At 69.3% G+C, this 22,208-nt stretch carries 22 protein-coding genes and 1 pseudogene; 13 read left to right on the plus strand and 10 right to left on the minus strand.

Annotated features, from left to right (window positions below; genetic code table 11):
- Positions 1 to 26 precede the first annotated feature (26 nt).
- The gene (locus VJT49_RS15625) at positions 27 to 419 is read left to right on the plus strand and encodes an MmcQ/YjbR family DNA-binding protein (protein ID WP_324165539.1); all 393 of its coding nucleotides are present in this window, start codon (positions 27 to 29) and stop codon (positions 417 to 419) included.
- Here VJT49_RS15625 and VJT49_RS15630 read toward each other — a convergent pair.
- Positions 414 to 794 (minus strand): VOC family protein, encoded by a 381-nt coding sequence (locus VJT49_RS15630; protein WP_324165540.1) that lies wholly within the window; start codon positions 792 to 794, stop codon positions 414 to 416. The genes VJT49_RS15625 and VJT49_RS15630 overlap by 6 nt on opposite strands.
- Positions 795 to 1,361: 567 nt before the next feature.
- Here VJT49_RS15630 and VJT49_RS15635 point away from each other — a divergent pair.
- Entirely contained in the window at positions 1,362 to 2,069 is a 708-nt protein-coding gene (locus VJT49_RS15635; protein WP_324165541.1) for an SIS domain-containing protein, read from the plus strand.
- 425 nt (positions 2,070 to 2,494) lie between these two features.
- On the plus strand, positions 2,495 to 2,974 hold the full coding sequence (locus VJT49_RS35270) for a transposase (protein WP_422652937.1): 480 nt from the start codon (positions 2,495 to 2,497) through the stop codon (positions 2,972 to 2,974).
- Here VJT49_RS35270 and VJT49_RS15640 read toward each other — a convergent pair.
- The 6 genes and pseudogenes from VJT49_RS15640 to VJT49_RS15665 all read right to left on the minus strand — a co-directional run.
- Positions 2,955 to 3,401 (minus strand): hypothetical protein, encoded by a 447-nt coding sequence (locus VJT49_RS15640; RefSeq protein WP_324165542.1) that lies wholly within the window; start codon positions 3,399 to 3,401, stop codon positions 2,955 to 2,957. The genes VJT49_RS35270 and VJT49_RS15640 overlap by 20 nt on opposite strands.
- 39 nt (positions 3,402 to 3,440) lie before the next feature.
- Entirely contained in the window at positions 3,441 to 4,475 is a 1,035-nt protein-coding gene (locus VJT49_RS15645; RefSeq protein ID WP_324165543.1) for an acyl-CoA dehydrogenase family protein, read from the minus strand.
- The gene (locus tag VJT49_RS15650; RefSeq protein WP_324165544.1) at positions 4,475 to 5,389 is read right to left on the minus strand and encodes an acyl-CoA dehydrogenase family protein; all 915 of its coding nucleotides are present in this window, start codon (positions 5,387 to 5,389) and stop codon (positions 4,475 to 4,477) included. The genes VJT49_RS15645 and VJT49_RS15650 overlap by 1 nt, the downstream gene beginning before the upstream one ends.
- The gene (locus VJT49_RS15655; RefSeq protein WP_324165545.1) at positions 5,386 to 6,540 is read right to left on the minus strand and encodes an acyl-CoA dehydrogenase family protein; all 1,155 of its coding nucleotides are present in this window, start codon (positions 6,538 to 6,540) and stop codon (positions 5,386 to 5,388) included. Before VJT49_RS15655 ends, VJT49_RS15650 begins: the two co-directional genes overlap by 4 nt.
- The gene (locus VJT49_RS15660) at positions 6,540 to 7,373 is read right to left on the minus strand and encodes an enoyl-CoA hydratase (RefSeq protein WP_324165591.1); all 834 of its coding nucleotides are present in this window, start codon (positions 7,371 to 7,373) and stop codon (positions 6,540 to 6,542) included. The genes VJT49_RS15655 and VJT49_RS15660 overlap by 1 nt, the downstream gene beginning before the upstream one ends.
- Positions 7,374 to 7,436: 63 nt before the next feature.
- A pseudogene (locus VJT49_RS15665) lies at positions 7,437 to 8,927 on the minus strand (FadD3 family acyl-CoA ligase); the annotation flags it as partial.
- Between the two features lie 66 nt (positions 8,928 to 8,993).
- Here VJT49_RS15665 and VJT49_RS15670 point away from each other — a divergent pair.
- The 3 genes from VJT49_RS15670 (at position 8,994) to VJT49_RS15680 (ending at position 12,332) form a co-directional block, all read left to right on the plus strand.
- Positions 8,994 to 10,145, plus strand: a complete 1,152-nt coding sequence (locus tag VJT49_RS15670; RefSeq protein ID WP_324165546.1) for an acyl-CoA dehydrogenase family protein — start codon at positions 8,994 to 8,996, stop codon at positions 10,143 to 10,145.
- Between the two features lie 93 nt (positions 10,146 to 10,238).
- Positions 10,239 to 11,009 carry an SDR family oxidoreductase gene (locus tag VJT49_RS15675; RefSeq protein WP_324165547.1) on the plus strand — a complete coding sequence of 257 codons (771 nt, stop codon included), beginning with the start codon at positions 10,239 to 10,241 and terminating at the stop codon, positions 11,007 to 11,009.
- A gap of 171 nt (positions 11,010 to 11,180) precedes the next feature.
- The gene (locus VJT49_RS15680) at positions 11,181 to 12,332 is read left to right on the plus strand and encodes an acetyl-CoA C-acetyltransferase (RefSeq protein ID WP_324165548.1); all 1,152 of its coding nucleotides are present in this window, start codon (positions 11,181 to 11,183) and stop codon (positions 12,330 to 12,332) included.
- A 30-nt stretch (positions 12,333 to 12,362) separates the two neighbouring features.
- On the opposite strand, the gene VJT49_RS15685 is transcribed toward VJT49_RS15680, so the two are convergent.
- The gene (locus VJT49_RS15685; RefSeq protein ID WP_324165549.1) at positions 12,363 to 14,543 is read right to left on the minus strand and encodes a transglycosylase domain-containing protein; all 2,181 of its coding nucleotides are present in this window, start codon (positions 14,541 to 14,543) and stop codon (positions 12,363 to 12,365) included.
- Positions 14,544 to 14,656: 113 nt separating this feature from the next.
- Here VJT49_RS15685 and VJT49_RS15690 point away from each other — a divergent pair, with 113 nt between their 5' ends.
- Positions 14,657 to 15,856, plus strand: a complete 1,200-nt coding sequence (locus VJT49_RS15690; RefSeq protein WP_324165550.1) for a glycosyltransferase 87 family protein — start codon at positions 14,657 to 14,659, stop codon at positions 15,854 to 15,856.
- Positions 15,857 to 15,954: 98 nt separating this feature from the next.
- Positions 15,955 to 16,359: a hypothetical protein gene (locus VJT49_RS15695; protein WP_324165551.1), complete on the plus strand. Its 405-nt coding sequence runs from the start codon at positions 15,955 to 15,957 to the stop codon at positions 16,357 to 16,359.
- On the opposite strand, the gene VJT49_RS15700 is transcribed toward VJT49_RS15695, so the two are convergent.
- Positions 16,360 to 16,761, minus strand: a complete 402-nt coding sequence (locus tag VJT49_RS15700) for a DUF4383 domain-containing protein (protein ID WP_324165552.1) — start codon at positions 16,759 to 16,761, stop codon at positions 16,360 to 16,362.
- Between the two features lie 109 nt (positions 16,762 to 16,870).
- Here VJT49_RS15700 and VJT49_RS15705 point away from each other — a divergent pair, with 109 nt between their 5' ends.
- From VJT49_RS15705 to VJT49_RS15725, 5 genes are all read left to right on the plus strand, one after another.
- The gene (locus VJT49_RS15705) at positions 16,871 to 17,212 is read left to right on the plus strand and encodes a metalloregulator ArsR/SmtB family transcription factor (protein ID WP_324165553.1); all 342 of its coding nucleotides are present in this window, start codon (positions 16,871 to 16,873) and stop codon (positions 17,210 to 17,212) included.
- Positions 17,209 to 17,694: an SRPBCC family protein gene (locus VJT49_RS15710; protein ID WP_324165554.1), complete on the plus strand. Its 486-nt coding sequence runs from the start codon at positions 17,209 to 17,211 to the stop codon at positions 17,692 to 17,694. The genes VJT49_RS15705 and VJT49_RS15710 overlap by 4 nt, the downstream gene beginning before the upstream one ends.
- A 77-nt stretch (positions 17,695 to 17,771) precedes the next feature.
- Positions 17,772 to 18,401, plus strand: a complete 630-nt coding sequence (locus tag VJT49_RS15715; protein ID WP_324165555.1) for a hypothetical protein — start codon at positions 17,772 to 17,774, stop codon at positions 18,399 to 18,401.
- Positions 18,402 to 18,629: 228 nt separating this feature from the next.
- Positions 18,630 to 19,985: a carboxylesterase/lipase family protein gene (locus VJT49_RS15720; protein WP_324165556.1), complete on the plus strand. Its 1,356-nt coding sequence runs from the start codon at positions 18,630 to 18,632 to the stop codon at positions 19,983 to 19,985.
- A 43-nt stretch (positions 19,986 to 20,028) separates the two neighbouring features.
- Complete coding sequence (locus VJT49_RS15725; RefSeq protein ID WP_324165557.1) at positions 20,029 to 21,114, plus strand: glycoside hydrolase family 3 N-terminal domain-containing protein; 1,086 nt, start codon at positions 20,029 to 20,031, stop codon at positions 21,112 to 21,114.
- A gap of 76 nt (positions 21,115 to 21,190) precedes the next feature.
- Here VJT49_RS15725 and VJT49_RS15730 read toward each other — a convergent pair whose 3' ends face one another.
- Entirely contained in the window at positions 21,191 to 22,096 is a 906-nt protein-coding gene (locus tag VJT49_RS15730) for a PAC2 family protein (RefSeq protein WP_324165559.1), read from the minus strand.
- Positions 22,097 to 22,208 lie beyond the last annotated feature (112 nt).

Raw genomic sequence — 22,208 nt, forward strand, 5'->3', positions numbered from 1 at the left:
ACCCCGGCGGCCGGTAGGGTCGTGGCGTGGCGACCTGGGACGATGTCCGCCGGCTGGCGCTGGCGCCGCCGGAAACCAGCGAACGGCGCTCACGCGACTCGATGCAGTGGCGTGTCAAGGAGAAGGGATTCGTGTGGGAGCGGCCCCTGACGCGAGCCGACCACAAGGCGCTCGGTGACGCCGCGCCGGACGGGCCCATCCTGGGGGTCCGGGTCGCCGACGTCGGCGTGAAAGAAGCACTGATCGCCGACGATCCGGGTGTCTATTTCACGACACCCCATTTCGACGGCTATCCGGCGGTCCTGGTGCGCCTCGAGGAGATCGAGTTCGCCGAACTCGGCGAGCTGGTCCTGGACGCCTGGCTCACCCAGGCCCCGAAGCGGCTCGCCAGACAGTACCTCGAAGCGAGCCCGTCATGAACCGCTGCCGTACGGGCGGGTGATGATCTCGAGCTTGTGCCCGTCGGGGTCGTCGAAATACACCCCCCGTCCGCCGTCGTTGGTGTTGATCTCAGCGGGACGACGTTGGGAAGGGTCGGCCCAGTAATCCAGGCCCCGGTCCTTGATGCGCCCGAAGATCTCGTCGAACTCACTTTCGCTGACCAGGAACGCGTAGTGCTGGCTGGTGACCCGGTCGCTGTCGAGGAAGTCCAGCGACACGTCGTTGTCCACCTGGACGACCAGAAACGGCCCGAACGGCTCCGGCTCCGGCAGGCCGAGAATCCCCGCCATGAACCTCGCCGAAACGCTTTTGTCGTGCGCCGAAACAATTGTGTGGTTGAGCTGAACAGCCATGCCTCCAGGTTAAAACCTCCACCGCACTGGAGCACAACTTCCGGGTGCTCTTCCTGCCCCGTTTGTGCCCCCGTTTGTGGCACGATGCGAAGCCGACGAATCCGATCGGACCGGGTGGCGCTGGACGGCGTACCCGTGGTGGTGCCGCCCGGACGGGCTGGTGGAGCGCTGGGTGCGGGCGGCCCGGCCGGTTCGGAATCCCGCGGAGATCGTGATCGGGGTCGAGTGGGCGCCGCTGGCGACATGTCCTGTCCGGCGAGGTGGAGTTGGGGGCTCGTCCGGCGGAAAGGCGTTCCGCGGATCTCGGGGCTCCCGCGCCGGCCACCGCCGAACTCGACCAGCGACCGGTCGGCGACCCGCTGTTGCGCCGGTCGTGGGACGAGTCGCCGACCGGCTCCCCCTGTGCGTGCCGGGTGTCCGTTGGCTCGCCGTCCGGATGACGCGGGCATGAGGAGTGCGCGCGGCTACGCTTGCCGTCCGCCGGTCGTGTGACGCGATTGGTCTGGACAAGTTTTCGGTTAGGCCCTAGCGTTGCGGCCGCTGGTTTCGCGAGGTCGGAGGGATTCGATGCGGAAGTACGTCCGGGAACTGTTGGACGAAGTGGACCGTCGGCAGGCCGACATCGAGCGTGCGGCCACCGTGCTGCTCGACACGGTCGAGGCGGACGGGATCGTGCACGCGGCGGGGGCCGGGCACTCGCTCGCCATGGTGGCCGAGATGTTCTACCGTGCGGGCGGGCTCGCGCCGGTGCGGCCACTGTGGGACACGGCGATCCTGCCCCTCGCCGGCGCGCGGCACAGTTCGGTCGCCGAGCGCGAGCCGGGCCGGGGCCGCGCCGCGGTCGCGTCGGCCAACCCGGCGCCACCCGATGCGATGGTCGTCTTCTCGACCAGCGGGCGGAACCCGTACCCGGTGGAGGTCGCACAGGAGTCGCTGGCCCGGGGAGTGCCCGTGATCGCGGTGACCTCGCTGGCGGCCTCGGCCACCGCGACCGACCGCTCCGGCACTCGGCTCGCCGACCACGCGACGGTCGTCCTCGACACCCGCGTCCCGCCCGGCGACGTGGTCTACCCGCCGGACACGCCCCGGACGTCGGCGGTGTCCACGATCCTGGGCGCATACCTGTGGTCCACCCTGCTCGCCGAACTCGACCGCCTCGCCACCACCCGGGGCGTCACGCTGCCGGTGTGGACCAGTTCGAACGTCCCGGGCGGCGACGAACACAACGCGGCACTGATGGCACGTTACGCCGACAGGATCCCCGAACTCGGCTGAACTGGCGCACACACCGGGAAAAGATCCGAACCCGCCGGGTCGGTTCGGTCGGAACGGATCGGACGAATCGTTCCAGATACTGAAGATGCGTCACCGTCCGGCGAGGATGGCGAGGATGGCGAATCGCCGATTCCAGTCGGACTACTGGCCACTGTGGACACCGGAGGTGCACCCGGCCGCGAACACGAGACCAGTGCCCTCCACTGAGATTCTTGCGCTGGCATTCTGGACCGCGGAGAGTGAGCTGTTTTCATCCTGGTCTGGATATGTTGGTGGGTAAGGGTTGTAGGTCAGGGGCTGGCTGATCACCGGGGTGTCGCTGCCGGGAACGTGGCGAAGTCCTTGGTAGGGCAGCAATCGACCAAGATCCACATCCTACGCAAGGGCTTCGCATGCTGTGCTACCGCGATGGGGGGCGGGAGTCGATGCAGCCCGTGGCCGAGCGGCTCGGTGTGGATCATCGGGGGTTGCAGCAGTTCGTCACCTCCTCGCCTGGGATTTACCGGCGGGTGCGGGCGAATGTGGCATCGTGGGCGGCCGGCGCGATCGCACCGGATGCGTACGTGGTCGACGACAGTGGATTCGCCAAGGACGGCGTGGCATCGCCGTGTGCGGCCCGCCAGTACTCGGGCATTTTGGACAAGGTCGGGAGCTGCCAGGTCAGGGTGAGCGGGCGGATGGTCACTGATCACGCTTCGCTGGCGGCGAACTGGCGACTGTTTCGCCCTCCGTTCCAAACCAGGAAACGATCGACGACCCTGACCTCGCCGAGCGGACCCGGGCGCGGCGGGCGCCCGCCTTCAGCGCGGCGGCGATCTGGTCGCCCTCGTACTCGTCCTGACAGGCACCCGCGACTTGCTTGGAAAAAGCGCATTGCGCGCCGAGTCAGAGTGTGCCCGGATTGAACGCGATCACCGGCCGGGTGCCGCCGCCGGTCCACGCGGCCGTCGGCACCGCGAGGTTGACGGGGACCGCGATCGGTTTTCCGGCCGCATCCTTGGACGCGTACCGCACCTTCCACACTTTCATCGGAATCGATCCGGGCACCTGGCTGAGGGTGACCGGCTCGCATGCCAGCGATGTTCCCGATATGGCCGATACGGAAGCCGGTGCGGTGTAGATTTCCGAATCCGTGGCAGTGCGCGTGGCCGGCGCGGCGGCGACCGAACCGGTGGTCAGGCCGGCGCTCGCGAAGAATGCGCAGGCGGCAATCAGCGCGACTCGTCTTTTCCTCCTTGAAAAGGCTCCCGTGTCGTCAGGGTATGACCCGACGCAACGTAACGCCGTCAAGAACCGTTGACGAATTTCGTGCACCCGGGAGTAGAAGATCACCGCGGAGCGTGCCCGCACCCGGCGAGAGGCGGCCACGCGCTACGAAAGCCAGTCGACGCCCGCCATCGTTTCCGAAACGGAGCCGAAAAGCTGAGCACTGCCGTGCGCCCGTTTGAAGTACAGGTGCGCGTCGTGCTCCCAGGTGATCGCGATGCCGCCGTGCAGCTGGATCATCTCGGCCGTGACGAACTCCGCGGCCTCCGAGCAGACGACCTTGGCCACGGCTGCGTCCAAAGAGGACTCCGACCGCAGCGCGGCGTGCGAAGCGGACCGGGCGGCCTCGACACGTACGAACGCATCGGCCATCCGGTGCTTCAGCGCCTGGAAGGATCCGATCGGGCGGCCGAACTGCCGCCGCTGCTTGGTGTAGTCCACGGTCAGCTCCAGCGCCCGCGCGGCCACGCCGACCTGCTCGGCCGAGAGCGCCACCAGCGCCAGGTCGTGCACCCGGCGCAGCGGAAAACCCCCGCGATCCAGCCGAACGGCGGACACACCGGGGAAATCGGCCACGGCGAGCCGTCGCGTCAGGTCCATGCCCGGCGTGTGGCGCCGGGACACGCCGGAAGCGGCGACCTCGAACAGCCCCACCTCGTCTCCGGTTCTCGCCGGCACCAGCAGGACGTCCGCGATGTCCCCGTCCAGCACGTAGCAAGCGGAACCGTGGATCTTCGTCCCGGCGGCCGAGCAACCTGGCGAGGACCAGCCCTGCTCGCCCGCCCAGGCGAGTGCCGCGATCCGGCTCCCATCGGCGATCGACGGCAACAGCCGGGCACACGCCTCCGGGTTGCCGGTGGCGAGCAGGGCGTAGGTGCACAGCACCGAGCCCAGCATCGGCGAGGGAGTCAGTGTCCGCCCGAGTTCCTCCAGCACCACGGCGACCTCCGCGAGGCCCGCCCCGAACCCGCCGTATTCCTCGGGCACCGCCAGCGCCGCGACCCCGATCTGCTCACACAGGGTCGACCAGAGCTTGTCGTCGTATCCCAACGGCGTCTCGATCGCCGCCCGGACGTTCGACCGCTTCGACAGCAGCCCCCGCACCGAATCCCGCAGCGCCCGGATTTCCTCGTTCCCCATCACCCCTCCAAGGCCGCGAGCACCCGCCGCCGGTGGAACGCGGCCCCGCCCCAGGCCCCGGCGAGCGCCCTCACCTTCGTCAGCCACAGGCCGAGATCGTGCTCGGCCGTGTACCCGATGGCGCCGTGCACCTGTAGAGCCGTCCGCGCCGCGAGATACGCCGCGTCTCCCGCAGCGACCTTCGCCGCCGACACGTCACGCGTCGCTTCACCGGCCTGAATCGCGACCGCCGCGCCGTAAAGCAGCGGCCGGGCGAGTTCGAGCCGGGTCACCACGTCGGCCAGCAGGTGCTTGATCGCCTGGTACTGCCCGATCGGCCGGCCGTACTGCTCGCGCTGCTTCGCGTACGCGACCGCCAGGTCCAGCAACCGCCGTCCCGCTCCGACCAGTTGCGCCGACACCGCGAGCACGGCGTAATCGAAGGCCCGTGCGGCATCCCCGGGCACGGGCGTGTCCCGTCCGGTCACCCGGAACAGCCGCCGGGCCGGATCGATCGAGGAAACCGGCTCGACCTTCTCGACTTCGACCCGCCCGGCGGCCGGACCGTCCAGCCGCAACACCACCTGCGCGAGGTCCGCGTCCAAGGCGAGCGGCACCTCGGGAGCCAGCACGGTCGCGAACTCGGGTGGTTCCGGCAGCAGGAGCGGCGCAACGACCACCGACTCCACCAGCGGCCCCGGCACCGCGTGATACCCGAGCGCCTCGAACGCCACCACCACGTCGGCGGCTTCCGCGCCGAGTTCCCCGAGTAGGTCGAGCACACCCAGATCTCCCAGGCCGCGCCACAGCTTCAGGCCCGGCTCGCGCCTGCCCTGTCCCCACGCCCGGACCACCGCGGGAGTGTCCGATCCGGACAGCAGGTCGTGCAGGCTCGCGGCGAACTGCCGCTGCCCGGTGGACAGTGCGAATTTCATCGCTTCTCCCTGGGCAGGTTCAGCAGCAGCTCGGCGATCGTGTTGCGCTGGATCTGGTCGGTCCCGCCGTAGATCGGGCCGGCCAGGGAGAACAGGTAACCGTCCGTCCACGGTCCGGCCAGTTCCCCTTCCGGGCCAAGGAGATCGAGCGCGGTCTCGTGCAGCTCGACGTCCAAACGCGACCAGAAGAGCTTGTTCACACTGGACTCCGGCCCCAGTTCGCCGCCGGCGGCCAGGCGGGTCACCGTTTCGAAGGTGTACAGCTGGTAGGCGCGCGCCCCGATCCACGCGTCCACCACCCGATCGGCGACCGACGCGGGCCCGCCTTTTTCCCGCCACAGAGCGGCGAGGCGCCCGACGGCGGCCAGGAACCGGCCGGGACTGCGCAGCGACAGGCCGCGCTCGTTGTTGGCCGTGGTCATCGCGACCTTCCAGCCCTCCCCCACGGCGCCGATCACGTCCGCATCCGGGACGAACACCTCGTCGAGGAAGATCTCGGCGAACCCGGGCTCACCGTCGAGTTGCGGGATCGGCCGCACGGTGACCCCGTCCGCGCGCAGGTCGAACATGAAGTAGGTCAGGCCACCGTGCCTGCCGGCACCGGCACCGTGCCGGTCCTGATCCGGGCCGGTCCGGAAGAGGCCGAACGCGCGATCGGCGTAGGCCGCGCGGGAGCTCCACGTCTTCTGCCCGGACAGCAGCCATCCCCCGTCGGTGCGCACCGCCCGGCTGCGCAGCGCGGCGATGTCGCTGCCCGCCTCCGGCTCCGACCACGCCTGCGCCCACACCTGCTCACCACGCGCCATCGCCGGGAGGATCCGGTCCCGTTGCTCGGCCGTGCCGTGCGCGAACAGCGTCGGCCCGAGCATGAAGATGCCGTTCTGGCTCACCCGGCCCGGCGCGCCCGCCGCGTAGTACTCCTCCTCGAACAGCACCCACTGCGACAAGGACGCGTCCCGCCCGTGGTAGGCACGCGGCCACGTCACCACCGAAAGCCGCGCGTCCGCCAGTTTCGCCTCCCACGCGCGGTGTGCGGCGAATCCCTCGGCCGTGTCCATCGACGGCAACCCGGGCCGCGGTACGTTGCCGGCCAGCCACTCCCGGACCTCGTCACGGAACGCGGCCGAGGATTCGTCGATGTCGAGATCCATCAGCGCGCCCCCGCGTCCCGCATCGACCGGGCGGACTCCCCGGCCAGCGAATCCTTCGAAGTCTCCGCGTTGTGCGCGTGGGCGAAATGGTGCAACCCGAACACCGAGTCCATTCCGGATCGCATACCCATCAGATCCTCGGCCTGGTTGACCGCCTTCTTCGCCAGCGACAGCCCGAACGGTGGCATTTCCGCGATCCGACCGGCCAGTTCGAAGGTTTCGTCTTCGAGGTCCTCACGAGGCACGATCCGGTTGACCATACCCCATTCCTTCGCCTGCGCCGCGGTGAACCGGTCACCGGTGAACAGGATTTCCCTGGCGGCCCGCGGGCCCAGCACCCAGGGGTGCGCGAAATACTCGACGCCGGGAATTCCCATGCGTACCACGGGATCGGCGAAGAAGGCGTCGTCCGAGGCCACGATCAGGTCGCACATCCAGGCCAGCATCAGCCCGCCCGCGATGCACGCGCCCTGCACGCTCGCGATCATCGGCTTCGGGATCTCCCGCCACCGCCGGCACATCCCCAGGTACACTTCGGACTCCCGGGCGAACCGCTGGTTCCCGCCCTCCTTGTCGGTGTGGTCCCACCACACCACCGCCCTCCGGTCGAAAGACTTGTCCACGTCACGGTCCGGGGTGCCGATGTCGTGCCCGGCCGAGAAGTGCTGGCCCGCGCCCGCGAGCACGATCACCTTCACCTGCACGTCGTCGACCGCCCGGGAGAACGCGTCGTCGAGCGCATAGGTCATCGCCGAGTTCTGCGCGTTGCGGTACTCCGGGCGGTTCATCGTGACCAGCGCGACCGGACCACGACGTTCATAAAGCACGGTCATCTGCGTTCCTCCGAGATTTTGCTTGTGGCCACGGGGCCTTTCATGCTCTTCCTTGAGCAATCGCTTGACCACCTTGCCCGAAGCGTTGCGGGGCAACTGGTCCACGAACGCCACAGACCGTGGCCGCTTGTAGTTCGCCAGGCATTCCTCGCAGAACGCGAAAACGTCCTCTTCGGCCAGGCCGTCCCCGACCACGAACGCCTTGCCCACCTCGCCGAGCCGCTCGTCCGGCACGCCGACGACCGCCACTTCGCGCACCCCCGCGAGCCGCGACAGCGCCTGTTCGACTTCGGCGGGATAGACGTTGAAGCCACCGCTGATGTACATGTCCTTGAGCCGGTCGGTGATGGTGAGGTTCCCGTCGGCGTCGAGCCTGCCGACGTCGCCGGTGTGGAGCCAGCCGTCCGCGTCGATGGCCTTCGCGGTCGCCTCGGGGTCGTCGAGGTAGCCCAGCATCACGTTCGGCCCGCGCACCACGACCTCCTCGCCGTGGATGGCGACCTCGCATCCGGCGGTGGCGCGTCCGGAGGTCCGCGAGACGATCTCCGCGTCGTCCCCGGGACGGCACATCGTGACCACCACGGCCTCGGTCAGGCCGTAGGCGGTCAGCACGGTGTCGAAGCCGAGTTCGGTTCGCATCGTCTCGACCAGGGCCACGGGCACCGTCGCCGCGCCGGTCACGGCCAACCGGAGCGAGGAGGAGTCGCGGGGCGGTTCCCGCAGCAGGGTCTGGAAGATCGTCGGTGCCCCCGGCAGCACGGAGACCCGCTCCTTCTCGATCAGCTCGGCGGTCCGCTTGACGTCGAAGACCGCCTGCGGGATGAGCGTGGCGCCGGTCAGCAGGCAGACCAGGATTCCGGCTTTGTAGCCGAAGCTGTGGAAGAACGGGTTGACCACCAGGTACCGGTCGGCGTCGGTCAGCTGCCCGCGGTCTGCCCACGCGGCGGCGACGGCCAGGCCCTGGCGATGCGCCGACATCACGCCCTTGCTGCGGCCCGTGGTGCCGGAGGTGAACAGGATGTCGCTGACGTCGTCGGGCGACACGGCATCGGCCACCGCCTCGATGTCGGCGAGCGGTACTTCCGCCGCGCGCGAGCCGACGTCCTCCCAGTCGAGCGCACCTTCGCCGGGACCGCCGATGCGCACCACCGACCGCAAGCAGGGCAGCCCGTCCTCGCCCACGGCGCGGTGGATCCCGGACAGCCGGTCGACCCCGAGGAAGTCACCCGCGACGACCAGCGCGCGGGCGCGGCTGCGCCGCAGCAGGTCGACCGTCTCCACGCCGGTGAACCGGGTGTTGACCGGCACGATGGCCGCCCCGGCGTACAGGGCGCCCAGCGCGGCGATCACCCACTGGTGGCTGTTCGGCGCGTTCAGCGCGACCCGGTCACCGGGGCGGACGCCCTCCGCCGCGAACATCCTCGCGGCCTGCCGAACGTGTTCTAACAAATCGGTGTAGGTGAGCCGGACGGAGCCGTCCACCAACGCCTCCGCCCGCCCGAAGCGCTCGGCTGCCTGCCTGATGGCGGCCGGGATCGTGGACACCGTCAGCACACCTCCCGCACTGGACGCCAAATCTAGAACGTGTTCTCATTGGGATGCTAGCGCACGGAGGTGGGAGTGAACGATCTCGAGCGATTCCGGACCGAAGTCCGCGACTGGCTGGCGGAGAACTTCACCGGCGAGTTCACCCGGTCGCGGGGGCTGGGCGGTCCGGGCCGGGAGCACGAGGCGTTCGACCTGCGCCTGGCGTGGGAGCGGCACCTGGCCTCGGCGGGGTGGACGTGCGTCGGCTGGCCGGCCGAGTTCGGCGGCCGGGGCCTGTCGGTGGCCGAGCAGGTGGTCTTTCACGAGGAGTACGCGGCCTCGGGCGCCCCGGCACGGGTCAACCACCTGGGTGAGCAACTGCTCGGGCCCACGTTGATCGCGTTCGGCACACCGGAGCAGCGCGCGCGGTTCCTGCCGAAGATCGTCGCCGTCGAAGAACTGTGGTGCCAGGGCTACTCCGAGCCCGGTGCCGGCTCCGATCTCGCCGCCGTGTCGACCTCGGCGGTGCGCGAGGGCGGAGAGTGGGTGATCACCGGGCAGAAGGTGTGGACGTCGCTCGCCCAGGTGGCGGACTGGTGTTTCGTGCTGGCCCGCACGGAAGCGGGGTCGAAACGACATCACGGGCTTTCGTACCTGCTGGTGCCGCTGGAACAGGAAGGCGTCACGGTTCACCCGATCCGCCAGCTGACCGGGACCAGCGAGTTCGACGAGGTGTTTTTCGACCGTGCCCGGACCCCCACCGGTTTGGTGGTCGGCGCACCCGGTGATGGGTGGCGGGTGGCCATGGCCACGCTCTCCTTCGAGCGCGGAGTGTCCACATTGGGCCAGCAGATCGGTTTCCGCCGCGAGCTGGACGGCATCGTCGCCGAAGCCAGGCGAACCGGCACGATCGGCGACCCGGCGCTGCGCGAGGACCTCGACCGCGCCGCGATCGGGCTGCGTGTGCTGCGCGCCCACGCACTGCGCACCCTCGGCGAGGACGCCGGTCCCGAAGTCGCGGTAGGCAAGCTCCTGTGGGCGCGGTGGCACCGTCGCCTCGGCGAACTGGCCGTCCGGGCCCGGGGCGCCGCTTCGCTTGTCGCGGATCCCGAACTGGACGAGTGGCAACGGCTGTTCTTGTTCACCCGCGCCGACACCATCTACGGCGGCTCCGACGAGATCGAACGCGACATCATCGCCGAGCGCGTACTCGGCCTGCCAAAGGAGGCACGCCGTGATCGATAATGACGACGTCCCGATCAGGCGGGCCAGCCCGGGTGCGGGTGCCCCGCGAAGAAACCGGGTGCGGGCGTCCCGCAAGACACCGGAGGCCCGTAAATGATTCCCGCCTACCCGCCCGGTCACGGCCTGCTCGCGGGCAAGATCGTCGTGATCACCGCGGCCGCCGGGACGGGCATCGGCTCCGCCGTCGCCAAGCGGTGCCTCGAAGAAGGCGCGAGCGTGGTCATCAGCGACTGGCACGAGCGCCGCCTGGCCGAAAAGGCGGCGGAACTCGCCGAACTGGGCAAGGTGCACGCGATCGCCTGCGACGTCACCGACGAAGACCAGGTGCGGGGCCTGATCACCGCGGCCGTCGGACAGTTCGGCCGGATCGACGTGGTGATCAACAACGCCGGCCTGGGCGGCACGAAATCCGTGCTCGACATGACCGACGAGGAATGGTCACGGGTCCTCGACATCACGCTCACCGGCACCTTCCGCTGCACCCGCGCGGCGCTGCGCCAGTTCGTCGAGCAGGGTGGCGGCGGCGCGATCGTCAACAACGCCTCCGTGATCGGCTGGCGCGCCCAGGCCGGGCAGGCCCACTACGCGGCGGCCAAGGCCGGGGTCATGGCCCTGACCCGCTGTTCCGCGCTCGACGCCGCCGAGCACGGCGTCCGGGTCAACGCGGTCGCTCCCAGCCTGGCCAGGCACCCCTTCCTCGCCAAGGTCACCAGCGACGAACTGCTCACCGAACTCGAGCAGCGCGAGGCGTTCGGCCGCGCCGCCCAGCCGTGGGAGGTCGGCAACGTGATGGTCTTCCTCGCCAGCGACTACGCGTCGTATCTGACCGGCGAAGTCGTTTCCGTGTCCAGCCAGCATCCCTAGCAAGGGAGACGAAGCGCCGGCGATCATCGCGGCGACCAGGGCGACAGCAGAGCGCGCCCCTGCGATCGTGGCGGCGGGACGCCATGCGACCAAAGGCCTGCCCGGCTCGAACGTGGCGCTTCGGCGACACGATCGTGTCCGCGCGCAGGCCCCGAAGAGCCAGGAGTTTTCGTGCCCGAGGCCTACCTTCTCGACGCCGCCCGCACCCCGATCGGCAAGCGTGGCGGCGCACTGTCCGCGAGGCACTCCGCCGACCTCGCCGCGCACGTCATCAAGGGAATCGTGGAACGCAACGACCTCGACCCCGCGCTCGTCGAGGACGTCATCCTCGGCTGCACCGACACCCTCGGCCCCCAGTCCGGCAACATCGCCCGCACCGGCTGGCTCGCCGCCGGATTTCCCGACCATGTGCCGGGCGTGACCGTCGACCGTCAATGCGGTTCCAGCCAGCAGGCGGTCCATTTCGCCGCACAGGCGGTGATGTCCGGGACGATGGACCTGGTGCTGGCCGGTGGTGTACAGAACATGAGCCAGATCCCGATCAGCGCCGCCATGCTCGCCGGCCGGGAGTACGGCTTCGAAGACCCGTTCAGCGGGTCCGAGGGCTGGCAGGAACGGTACGGCAGCGCCGAGGTTTCCCAGTTCCGGGCCGCCGAAACGATCGCGGAGCACTGGGACATCACCCGGGAGGCCATGGAGGAGTTCGCCTGTTCGAGTCACCAGCGCGCCATCGCCGCGGCCGACGAGGGTCGTTTCGACCGCGAAATCCTTCCCGTGCACGACTTTCGACGCGACGAGGGGCCGCGCCGGGACACGAGCCTGGCACGGATGGCCGGGCTCAAGCCGCTCGCCGAGGGATCACGCCTCACCGCCGCGGTGGCCAGCCAGATCTCCGACGGGGCCAGCGCGGCGCTCATGGCGTCCGAAGCGTTCGTGCGCGAGCACGACCTCACTCCCCGAGCCAGGATCCACCACCTGTCGGTGCGCGCCGCGGATCCGGTGTGGATGCTCACCGGGCCCATCCCCGCCACCGCGCACGCTCTCCGCAGAACCGGTCTGTCCATTCAGGACATCGACCTGTTCGAGGTGAACGAGGCCTTCGCCAGCGTCGTCCTGGCCTGGCTGGAGGAGACCGGCGCCGACCCCGCACGCGTCAACGTCAACGGCGGCGCCATCGCGCTCGGCCACCCGATCGGCGCGAGCGGCGCCAGACTGCTGGCCACCCTCCTGCACGAACTCGAACGCCGTGGCGGACGCTACGGCCTGCAGACCATGTGCGAGGGCGGTGGCACCGCCAACGTCACCATCATCGAACGGCTGTGAGCGGAAGACGGTCACCGGCCGGGGCGGCGGTCAGCCTCGATGGCGGCGGCCGGGCGACGACGTGGTCAGGCAACTGAGGTCGAAGCAGGTCGGGAACGTGGTCCCGAACGTGGGTACTCCCGTGCCGGGATTGCGGTCCCGGCCCCGGGGCGGTTGCTGCGACTCGGTCGTGGTGAAGTCCGGGAAGGTCGAGTCCCCGTTGCGGTTGTCGCCATCGTCGCCATCGCTGTCGTCACCGTCGTTCGAAGTGCCCCTGATGAGCCCGGTCAGGGACAGTTGCTTGACGGGCTTGCCGGTGAGGTAGGCGTTCATGAACTCCTGCCAGATGTAACCCGGCTCCTCGCGCCCGTAGACGTCGTAGCCGCGCTCCTTGCCCTTCCCGTTGTGGTAGTTGCCGAAGATCGGCGCCGGCTGTTTCTTGTTGCCGAACCACACCGCCGTGACGGCCTGCGGGGTATAGCCGACCGTCCACGCCTCCGAGTTGTGCCCGGTGTCGCCGAACTGCGCGGTACCGGTCTTGACGGCGCTCGGGCGGTTACCGCCGAGGCTGAGATCCGAGTGCTCCGCCACATCGGTCATCGCGGCCGAGACCGTGTGCGCGATCGCGGCGTTCTCACTCGCGTCGGACGAGAATGCCTGGGCGGGCGCGCTGTTGAACTGGTAGATCCGTCCGCCGCTGGAATCGGTGACCCGGCCGACGAAATGCACCGGGACATACATTCCGTCGTTGGCCAAGGTGGCGTACCCCTGGGCCTGGTCGATCGGGCGAACCTGGTACTGCCCGATCGAAATGCCCAGTTCGGTGACCCCGCTGCCCTGCCCGGTCTTCGGATCGACGTTCTGCAGCGAGTCGAAAGTGGACCCGATCGAGGAGGTGATCTGCTTGGGAATACCGGCGTCCCACGCCGCCTGGCGCACGCTGTTCACCCCGACCTGGGCGCCCATCTGGTAGAAGACGGTGTTGATCGACTCGGTCATGGCGTCCTTGACGCTGATCCGGCCGGCGCTCTCCCCTTCCGAGTTGTGCACCACCTGGCCGGCGATGGTCTGGTTGTCGCTGCCGTCGTACATCGTGTTCAGCCCGATGGTGTCCGGACTTTTCCGCAGGGCGGCCGCGAGCACGTACGGCTTGAACGACGAACCCGGCTGCTGCGGGGTCTGCGCGAGGTCGTAGGACGTCGACCCGTCGCCGCCGTAGTAGGCCAGGACGCCGCCGGACCTGGGGTCGACCGAGACGAGCGCCGAAGCCTCGTCCGGGTACTGCGCGTTTGCCGCCATGATCTTGGTCACGGCCTGCTCCGCGTCCTCCTGGGCGGCCGGGTTGATCGTGGTGTAGATCTTCGCGCCCGAGGAGTACAGGTCTTCTTCCTTCTGCCCGTCCTGGGCCAGTTCCTCGAACACCGCGTCCACGATGTACTTCCGCACCTTCGAAAGGCCGCCTGGCGCACTGGTGTCGCTGTCCGCCACGGGCGCGGGGAACTGCGCCGAGTCGTACTCCGCGCGGGTGATCCAGTTGTTGGCCAGCAGGCGGCCCATCACGTAGTCGTAGCGGCGGTGCTGGTAGGCGGAGTTGTTCGCGGAGGCGGGCGCCTGCACCATTCCGGCGAGCAGTGCGGCCTGCTCGGTGGTGAGCTTGCTGACATCCTCACCGAAGAAGGCCTGCGCGGCCGCCTTGATCCCGTACGCGCCCCGTCCGAAGTAGACGGTGTTCAGGTACGCGGTGAGAATGTCCGCCTTCGAGTAGGTCCGGGTCATTTTGTAGGAGGTGACCATCTCCACGAACTTGCGCTTGAGCGTGTCCTCCCTGTCGTCGACGGCGTTCTTGACGTACTGCTGGCCGATGGTCGACCCACCACCGGTGCCGCCGGAGAGCCGGTTCCAGACCGTGCGGACGATGGCGTTGACGTCGAAACCGTTGTTCGTCATGAAGGTGGCGTCCTCGGCCGCCATCTGTGCCTTCTTCATGATGTCCGGGATCTGCTCCCAGGTGGCCATCTCCTGGCTGCCCGAAGCCGACTTCTTGTACATCACGGACCCGTCCGCGTAGTACAGCGTGACCTCCTGGTCGTGGCTGGCCGCCACGAGGCTCGGGTCCGGCACGCTCACCGACTGGTAGGTGACCACAAAGGCCACCACCGGCGCCAGCAGCCCCACCCCCGCCAGTACGTAAAGCACACGGCGGGTCCGGCGCCAGAACACCTTTTTCCGCATGGACGGTGACCCTAATGGCGTCCGGGTGGGATCGGTGTTGGGCCGTGGTGTAAAAAGATGGAAAGGCCAGAAAAACCAGGAAACCACAGTCGGAAATTCTCGCGGGCGGACCAGTGACCTCGGTGTTCAGGCAAGCCGTCCGGGCACGTGCGGACGTTGTGCTCACCTGCGTATTACTCCTCGTGCTCGGCTGCGTCGCGGCCGGGCTGCCGAAGCTCTACGCCGACGTGGACGTGTACCGGCTCGGCGCGCTGACCTTCCTCGACGGGAAGTCGATCTACCACCAACTGCCCGTTTCGGACATCGGCGGGCCCCTGCCCTACACCTACCCGCCCTCGTCGGCGCTGTTGTTCGTACCACTCGCGCTGGTCCCGACCTGGCTCGGCTACCCGCTGATCACCGCGGTCAGCGCGTTCGCGCTGATCCCGCTGGTGCACGCCTACCGCGCCGCCACCCCCGAACTGCGCGGGCTGCTCGGGAACTCGGCGATGGTGGTGGCCGCCGCGATCGCGCTGCTGCTCGGACATCCCGTGGCCAACACGGTCTACTGGGGCCAGATCAACGTCCTGCTGATGACCATGGTCGCCCTGGACGTCCTGCTGCCGAACCCACGCTGGCCACGCGGGCTGCTGGTCGGCATCGCCGCCGCGGTCAAGCTGACCCCGGCCGGGTTCGCCCTGATCTTCCTGCTGCGCCGGGACCGGCGTGCGCTGCTCGGCACGGCCGCCGGGTTCGCGGCGGCCACGGGCCTCGCCTTCCTGCTGATGCCGGAAGACTCGCTGTCCTACTGGACCGACCGGGTGTTCAACGCGACCTCGATGCGGATCGGCGGGCCGCTGGCCAACGAGTCGGTGTTCGCCAGCCTGGAGAAGCTGGGCCTGACCGGCCAGTGGCTGGACGTCCTCGGCCTGCTCGGGGTGCTGGCGGTGCTGGCGATGACGTGGTTGGGCACCCGCCGCGCGCTGGCCGAGGACGACCTCGCCATGGCGCTCGGCGTCAACGCCGCCGGGGTGCTGCTGGTGTCGCCGATCTCGTGGTCGCATCACTGGGTGCTCGCGCTGCCCACCGCCGCGCTCGTGCTCGCGCGGGGCTACCAGCGGCACAACGGCCCGCTGCTGCTCACCGGCTGGGTGGCGGTGGTGGTCGTGTGGCTCGCGCCGCACTACAGCCTGCCACCGGTCGTCCGGTGGACCTGGACGGACAAGATCGTCGGCAGTACCTACCAGTTGCTCGCGCTGGCCCTGCTGGCCGTGATGACCGTCCGAGCCGCCGTTCGTCCCGTCACGGAGCGCGACTTCGAAATCGTCGGGTGACCCGGTATCTTCCGGATGTGGGATCCCCGGCACGGCCGGTGTAAGCATCGCGTAGCGTTATCTTGTCCGGACTGTTAGCGCGACGGGAAGGGATGCTCATGGATCGGGGCCCTCAACGTTCTTCGCGACCCCAGCGGTTCGGCCGCATCGACCCGTTCGCCTGGATCCCCGTGGTCTCCCTGATCACCATCGCGGCGCTGATGATCGTCAGCGGTGCCGCGCCGATCGGTGTCGGGCTTGTCGTGTTCGCGCTTCTGCTCCTGCTGTTCGATTCGTGGGTGAACCGGCCGGATCCCGAGGCCGCGCCCGCGCGGCGCCCCCTCCCGGAGAACCGGGCCCGGCGCCCGCGGGAACAGCCTCGCACCAGTCCTCCCCCACCGGCCGCGCGAAACCGTCCGGTCCCCCGTCAGCAGGCGCCCCGCCTGGATTCCCGTCCCATTCCCCGGCAGGCGCCGCCTCCCCCGCGCGGGCGTCCCGGCCCCCGTTCGGGCGCCGGCACCTGATCACTGCCGGGTCACGCCGATGGCGAGCAGCAGTCCCGCCGAGACCACGTGCAGCACGTTGTCCGGATGGTTCACGGCGAGCAGGTTCAGCCCGGACTGCGTCAGGAAGAACCCGGCGGCGCCGACCAGCAGGTAGACCGCGCCCACCAGGCTGTTGACCGCCTTCGAGCAACCGACGCCGATCCCCGCCGCGCCCGCGAGCGCGATGCCCACGAGCACGTGTACGAAGTTGTGCAGCGGGTTGAGCCCGAAGATGAACAGGTGCTTGCCGGTGTGTGAGGTGAAGGTCATGTTCGTGGTGATCGCGAAGCCGATCATGCCGACGAGCAGGTAGACCGCCCCGAAGACATAACCGGCGAGCCGGTTGACCGAGCCGACCCGGAACCCCGTGTTGGTCGTCATGCCGTGATGCACGCACCCTGCCGCCGGCCGGTTCACCGGGTCTTGACACCGGCCGCGGCAGAGTCGATACTAAACCATAAGGTTGATTAACTAGAAGGTTGATGAAGGCATGGCCGAGGACGAGCTGAGCACCACGTTCGCCGCACTGGCCGATCCGACCCGGCGGGCCATCCTGGCTCATCTGGCCAAGACCGGCGAAGCGACGGTGAACGAGCTGGCGGCCCCGTTCGAAATCAGCCTTCAGGCGATTTCCAAGCACCTCAAGGTGCTGGAGAAGGCCGGGCTGATCACGCGAGGCCGTGACGCCCAGTTCCGGCCGTGCCGGCTGGAAGCGGCCCCACTCGAGGTCGCCGCGAAATGGATCGAGAACCACCGGCTGCTGTGGCAGGGCAGGTACCAGCGGCTGGAAGAAACCCTGCGGAAACTGCAGGGGGAACAGGAGAAGTCATGAGCCAGACCGAGATCACCGAGATCACCGCCGAACCCGGCAAGCAGGAGATCGTGCTCCGCCACACCTTCGACGCGCCGCGCGAACTCGTCTTCGCCACCGCCACCGACCCCGATCTCCTGCCCGACTGGTGGGGTCCCGATCGGTTGTCGACCACGGTGGACGTGATGGACCTGCGACCCGGCGGCTACTGGCGCCTGGTGCACCACGACACCGACGGCAACGGCTTCGCCTTCCACGGCGTGCACCACGACATCACCGCACCCGAGCGGGTGGTCCGCACCTTCGAGTTCGAGGGTGCGCCGGGACACGTGTCGCTGGAGACCGCGGTCTTCGAGGACGTCGACGGCAAGACCCGGCTGACGACCACCTCGGTCTACCAGTCGGTCGAGGACCGGGACGCCGTGCTGGCCTCGGGCATGGAGGGCGGCGCGCGCCAGACGATGGAACGGCTCGACGTGCTCGTCCGGAAGGCACGCACCTGAAACCGCGTTGAACCGGCGACGAACCGGTCTTGGCAGGCGGGCGGTAGGGCACCTACCCTCTACTCGGGGTGATTGATATGACACATGCGGTGTACGACCCGTTGCCGGCCCTGCTTCGCCGTGCCGTGAAAGTCGTTTCCCTCCCAGAAGCCACCGACCCCATGCCCACGCATCCGGCGTTCGCGGCCCTGGTTCGCCGGGGCCTGCTGCGCCGGATCGCCGCTGGGTACTACGCGCTGGTACCCAGCGGCAAGATCGGGCAGCCGTGGCTCCCGGAACTCGAAGCGGCCGCGTGGGGAATCGCCGCGGCCGACGACGGTCCCCGTTCCGTGTCGCTGATGGGTCTGTCCGCGGCCAAGGCTCACGGCGCGTTCACCGAGTCCCCGGGCGCGGGCGTCATCGCGACGACCCGCAACCGCGCACCGGTCCGGCTCATCGACCACGCCGCCCGGGTCTCGTTCGTCCGCCGGGATCCCGCCCGGCTGCGGATCCAGCGCCACACCAATGAACTCGGGCAGGGCTGGATCACCACGGTGGAGCAGACCTTGCTCGACCTGGCGTCGTATTCGCAGCTGGGCGGCCGTCCCGATCTCGCCGAGGCCGGCATCGTGGGGCTCGTCGGCCGGGCCGACCCGCACCTGCTGTACAGCCTTGCCACCGCCCAGCACCGGCAAGCCGCCCTCGACCGCATCCTCCAGCACATCTGATCGCGGGTCCCACACTCGCGGCGCGCGAGTTCCGCCTTCCCGTCCTGCGTGTTCCGCTCTCTCGGTAACGGGGAATCACGACGACGCGAAGGCAGAACTCGGGCACGCCGAACGTGGAACTCGGGCGCGCGGAATGGGGGACTCGCGCGAACTCGCGGCGCCGGCTGCGGGGTGCGCCCGGCGGCTAAGGTTGATCCGTCGGACCAAGCGGCGCGAGAGGCGGCGAGGGTGATCGAAACGACGGTGGCGGGGGGAAGACTCCGCGGCGAGCTCTCCGGAGACGGGCTGGTGGTGTTCCGCGGGGTACCGTACGCCCGTGCCCGCCGGTTCGCGCCGCCCGAGCCGGCCGAGCCCTGGACGGGCACCCGGGACGCCACCCGCCACGGCCCGATCTGCCCACAGCCCCCGGTTCGCGTCGACGGTGTGATGGGCCCGCCGCAGAACGGCCTCGTGCAGGACGAGGATTGCCTCAACCTCACCGTGGTCACACCCGGTGTCGACGGCACGCGGCGCCCGGTGATGGTCTGGATTCACGGCGGCGCCTACGTGACCGGTGCGTCCTCGTTCGCCTTCTACGAGGGTCGCCGCCTCGCCGCCGAAGGCGACATCGTGTTCGTGGCGATCAACTACCGCCTCGGCGCGCTCGGCTATCTGCGGCTTCCCGGCGTTTCGCCGGGCAATCTCGGGTTGCTCGACCAGGTCTCGGCACTGCGCTGGATCAAAGAGAACATCGAAGCGTTCGGTGGTGCCCCCGAATGCGTCACGGTGTTCGGCCAGTCGGCCGGCGCGCACTCCCTCGCCTGCCTGATGGCGATGCCCGCCGCCCGGAGTCTTTTCCGGCGGGCGATCCTGCAGAGCGCACCGCTCGGTTTGAAGCTCGGCAGCCCGGCCCGCTCGGCACGGATGGCACGCCATTTCACGAACGCGCTCAAGGCCGACCCGCGCACCGCGCCCGTCGGCGAAATCCTGCGCGCGCAAACGGAAACCATCGTCAAGGTCGCCGGTCCCGGCGGGCTGGTGTCTCCGCCGTTCTGCCCGACCGGGGGCACCGGCCCGTTGCCCCCGGTACGCTCCTGGCTCGCCGCCGCGGCCGCCGCGGAGGCCGACGTGATGATCGGGGTGACCCGGTCGGAGATGAACGGCTTTCTCAACGGCAATCCGGCGGTCCGGCGGATGGAGCGCCTTCCCGTGCTCGGCCGCGGCGTCGCGGCGGTCAAGACGATCGCCGGCCGGTGGGTGTTCGAAACGCCGTCCCGGAAGCTCGCGGACGTGCTCTCCGCGGCCGGGCGCCGGGTGTTCACCTACCGGTTCGACTGGGCGGCGGCGCGATCGGTCTTCGGCGCGTGTCACTGCATCGAGCTGCCGTTCCTGCTCGGCGAGCGCGAGGCATGGGCGAAGTCCCCGATGCTGGAGGGGGCGGACCGGGAAACCGTCGACCGGATGGGGCGGGCGATGCGCGCGGCATGGATTTCCTTCGCCCGCAACGGCACCGCGGATTCGTGGCCGGTGCACTCCCCCGGCGCCGTGCCGGGCAGGTGTTGGGCGGCGGCGGGTTCCCCCGGGACACCGGTTGCGGTACCGTGACCACCCCACGCAACGAACACCAAGGCTGAGGGTTTTTCACAGAATGGGAGCTCTGCTCGGCTGGGTCCTCGCGGCCCTGCTCGCCGCGACCTGCACGATGCCCGGCAACCCGCACGCCGCCGCGCTCACGCCGCGGCAGCTCGCCGGGGAACGGGTGATCTACTCCTATGCCAGCCTCACCCCGCCGCAGAGCCTGCTGGACCGGATCCGCGCGGGCGAGGCCGCCGGGGTGATCTTCTTCAAGGACAACATCTCCAGCACGACCCAGATCGCCTCGGTGATCCAGCAACTGAAGCAGGCCAACGCGGCCAGTCCGGTCAGGGCACCACTGCTGCTGATGACCGACCAGGAAGGCGGCCAGGTCCGCCGGCTGCCCGGGGAACCGGCGCTGTCGGAGAAGCAGGTCGGCCAGGCCGCCGACCCCCGGGCCGCCGCCACTCGGGCCGGCACGGGCGCCGGGCAGAACCTGGCGAGCGTGGGCATGAACGTCAACCTCGCGCCGGTGCTCGACGTGTATCGCACGGAGGGCGACTTCATGGATCAGTTCGGCCGCTCCTACAGCAAGGACCCGGCCGCGGTTTCCGATCTCGGCAAGGCTTTCCTCACCGCGCAGCAGCAGGTCGGCGTCGCCGCCACCGCCAAGCACTTTCCCGGCCTGGGCTCGGCGGCCACCGGCCAGAACACGGACACGCAGCCGGTCACGCTGAACGTCCCGCTGTCCACGCTGCGGTCGGTCGACGAAGCACCCTACCCGGCGGCGATCGGCGCGGGGGCAAAGTTGATCATGGTGTCCTGGGCGACCTATCCGGCACTCGACGCGGCACATCCCGCCGGGCTGTCCCCCGCGGTGGTGCGGCAGGAACTGCGCCAGCGCCTCGGCTACGACGGCGTCACGATCACCGACGCGCTGGAAGCCGCATCGCTGCAAGCGTTCGGCACCACCGGGCAGCGCGCGGTTTCCGCGGCTTCCGCCGGGATGGACCTGATTCTGTGCTCTGCCCGCGACCCCAGCCAGGGCAGCGACGCGGTGGCCGCGCTCGCCTCGGTCTACCAGTCGGGGCAGCTGGACCAGGCCGACTTCACCGCCGCCGCCGACCGGGTGAGCACCCTGCGCTCGTCCCTGCCGTAGGGACTGCCCCGAAGTTGCGCGGCGGTGCGGGGTTGCGTGCCTCACCACAAGCGGCTCCGCCGCTGTGGAGCACAACCTAGTCGCCGCGCTCCTGCTGCTCGGCGAGGAACCGCTCGAACTCCGCGCCCAATTCCTCGGCGGTGGGCATCGAAACGTCGTCGGCCAGCAGGTTCTTGCGGTCCACCGCCTCGACGAAGGTGTCGTACTGGCGCTCCAGCGCACGCACCACTTCGGCAACCTCTCCGGACTTGGCGACCTGCCGCTCGATCTCCTCGTCGGTGAAACGCGCGGCCTCGCGGAGCGCGTCGTCAGGGACGGCGAGACCGGTGATCCGGGCGATGGAGCCGAGCAAGGTCAGGCCGGCCGCCGGATACTTCGACTGGGCCAGGTAATGCGGTACGTGCGCGGCGAAGCCCGCGGCGTCGTGACCTTCCTCACCGAGCCGGAATTCCGTCAGCGACACGGCGGAACCGGGCACCTGAATCCGGTTGAACACCGGCGTGAATTCCCCGATCAACTCGGCGCGCGTCGCGTGCGCGGTGACACCGAGCGGGCGCGTGTGCGGCGCGCCCATCGGAATGCCCTGGAACGCTACGGTCATCCGGACATTCCATCGCTCCACCAGGCTGCGCACGGCGGTCGCGTAGCGCTCCCACTCGTGGTCCGGTTCCGGACCGGACAGCAGCAGGAACGGGCTTCCCGCGTCGTCGTGGAACAGCCGCACCACCAGCTCCGGTGCCTCGTACTCCGCCCAGTGGTCGGCGGCGAAGGTCATCATCGGGCGGCGAAGCCGGTAGTCGATGAGCCGGTCCACGTCGAACCGCGCGATGATCTTGTGGTGGAGCACGCCCAGCAGGTGGTTGGTGACCGCCTTGCCCGCCATGCCGGCGTCGATGAACCCGTCCAGCTGGTGCAGCAGCACCGCGCCGCTCAACTCGGGCAGCGCGGAGTCCACCTCGTAGAGTTCCTCCGGGTCGAACACCTTAGCCTCCTGCCGCCTTCGGAGTCTGCCTTCTGAAGAGTGAACGTAGCCGGGCCCCGAATTCATCCCGCAAGCACCCGTCGCGTGGCCGAGCGGCCAACCGGGGGAAGAA

The organism is Amycolatopsis sp., assembly GCF_035276945.1.
Lineage (GTDB): Bacteria > Actinomycetota > Actinomycetes > Mycobacteriales > Pseudonocardiaceae > Amycolatopsis_E.

Bases quoted from the DNA above. Each gene is read 5' to 3' on its own strand.
- VJT49_RS15650 (WP_324165544.1), bottom strand. From the start codon at position 5,389: ATGAAATTCGCACTGTCCACCGGGCAGCGGCAGTTCGCCGCGAGCCTG.
- VJT49_RS15660 (WP_324165591.1), bottom strand. From the start codon at position 7,373: ATGACCGTGCTTTATGAACGTCGTGGTCCGGTCGCGCTGGTCACGATG.
- VJT49_RS15725 (WP_324165557.1), top strand. From the start codon at position 20,029: ATGGGAGCTCTGCTCGGCTGGGTCCTCGCGGCCCTGCTCGCCGCGACC.
- VJT49_RS15675 (WP_324165547.1), top strand. From the start codon at position 10,239: ATGATTCCCGCCTACCCGCCCGGTCACGGCCTGCTCGCGGGCAAGATC.
- VJT49_RS15635 (WP_324165541.1), top strand. From the start codon at position 1,362: ATGCGGAAGTACGTCCGGGAACTGTTGGACGAAGTGGACCGTCGGCAG.
- VJT49_RS15700 (WP_324165552.1), bottom strand. From the start codon at position 16,761: ATGACGACCAACACGGGGTTCCGGGTCGGCTCGGTCAACCGGCTCGCC.
- VJT49_RS15705 (WP_324165553.1), top strand. From the start codon at position 16,871: ATGGCCGAGGACGAGCTGAGCACCACGTTCGCCGCACTGGCCGATCCG.
- VJT49_RS15630 (WP_324165540.1), bottom strand. From the start codon at position 794: ATGGCTGTTCAGCTCAACCACACAATTGTTTCGGCGCACGACAAAAGC.
- VJT49_RS35270 (WP_422652937.1), top strand. From the start codon at position 2,495: ATGCAGCCCGTGGCCGAGCGGCTCGGTGTGGATCATCGGGGGTTGCAG.
- VJT49_RS15655 (WP_324165545.1), bottom strand. From the start codon at position 6,540: ATGGATCTCGACATCGACGAATCCTCGGCCGCGTTCCGTGACGAGGTC.
- VJT49_RS15715 (WP_324165555.1), top strand. From the start codon at position 17,772: ATGACACATGCGGTGTACGACCCGTTGCCGGCCCTGCTTCGCCGTGCC.
- VJT49_RS15695 (WP_324165551.1), top strand. From the start codon at position 15,955: ATGGATCGGGGCCCTCAACGTTCTTCGCGACCCCAGCGGTTCGGCCGC.
- VJT49_RS15645 (WP_324165543.1), bottom strand. From the start codon at position 4,475: ATGGGGAACGAGGAAATCCGGGCGCTGCGGGATTCGGTGCGGGGGCTG.
- VJT49_RS15685 (WP_324165549.1), bottom strand. From the start codon at position 14,543: ATGCGGAAAAAGGTGTTCTGGCGCCGGACCCGCCGTGTGCTTTACGTA.
- VJT49_RS15710 (WP_324165554.1), top strand. From the start codon at position 17,209: ATGAGCCAGACCGAGATCACCGAGATCACCGCCGAACCCGGCAAGCAG.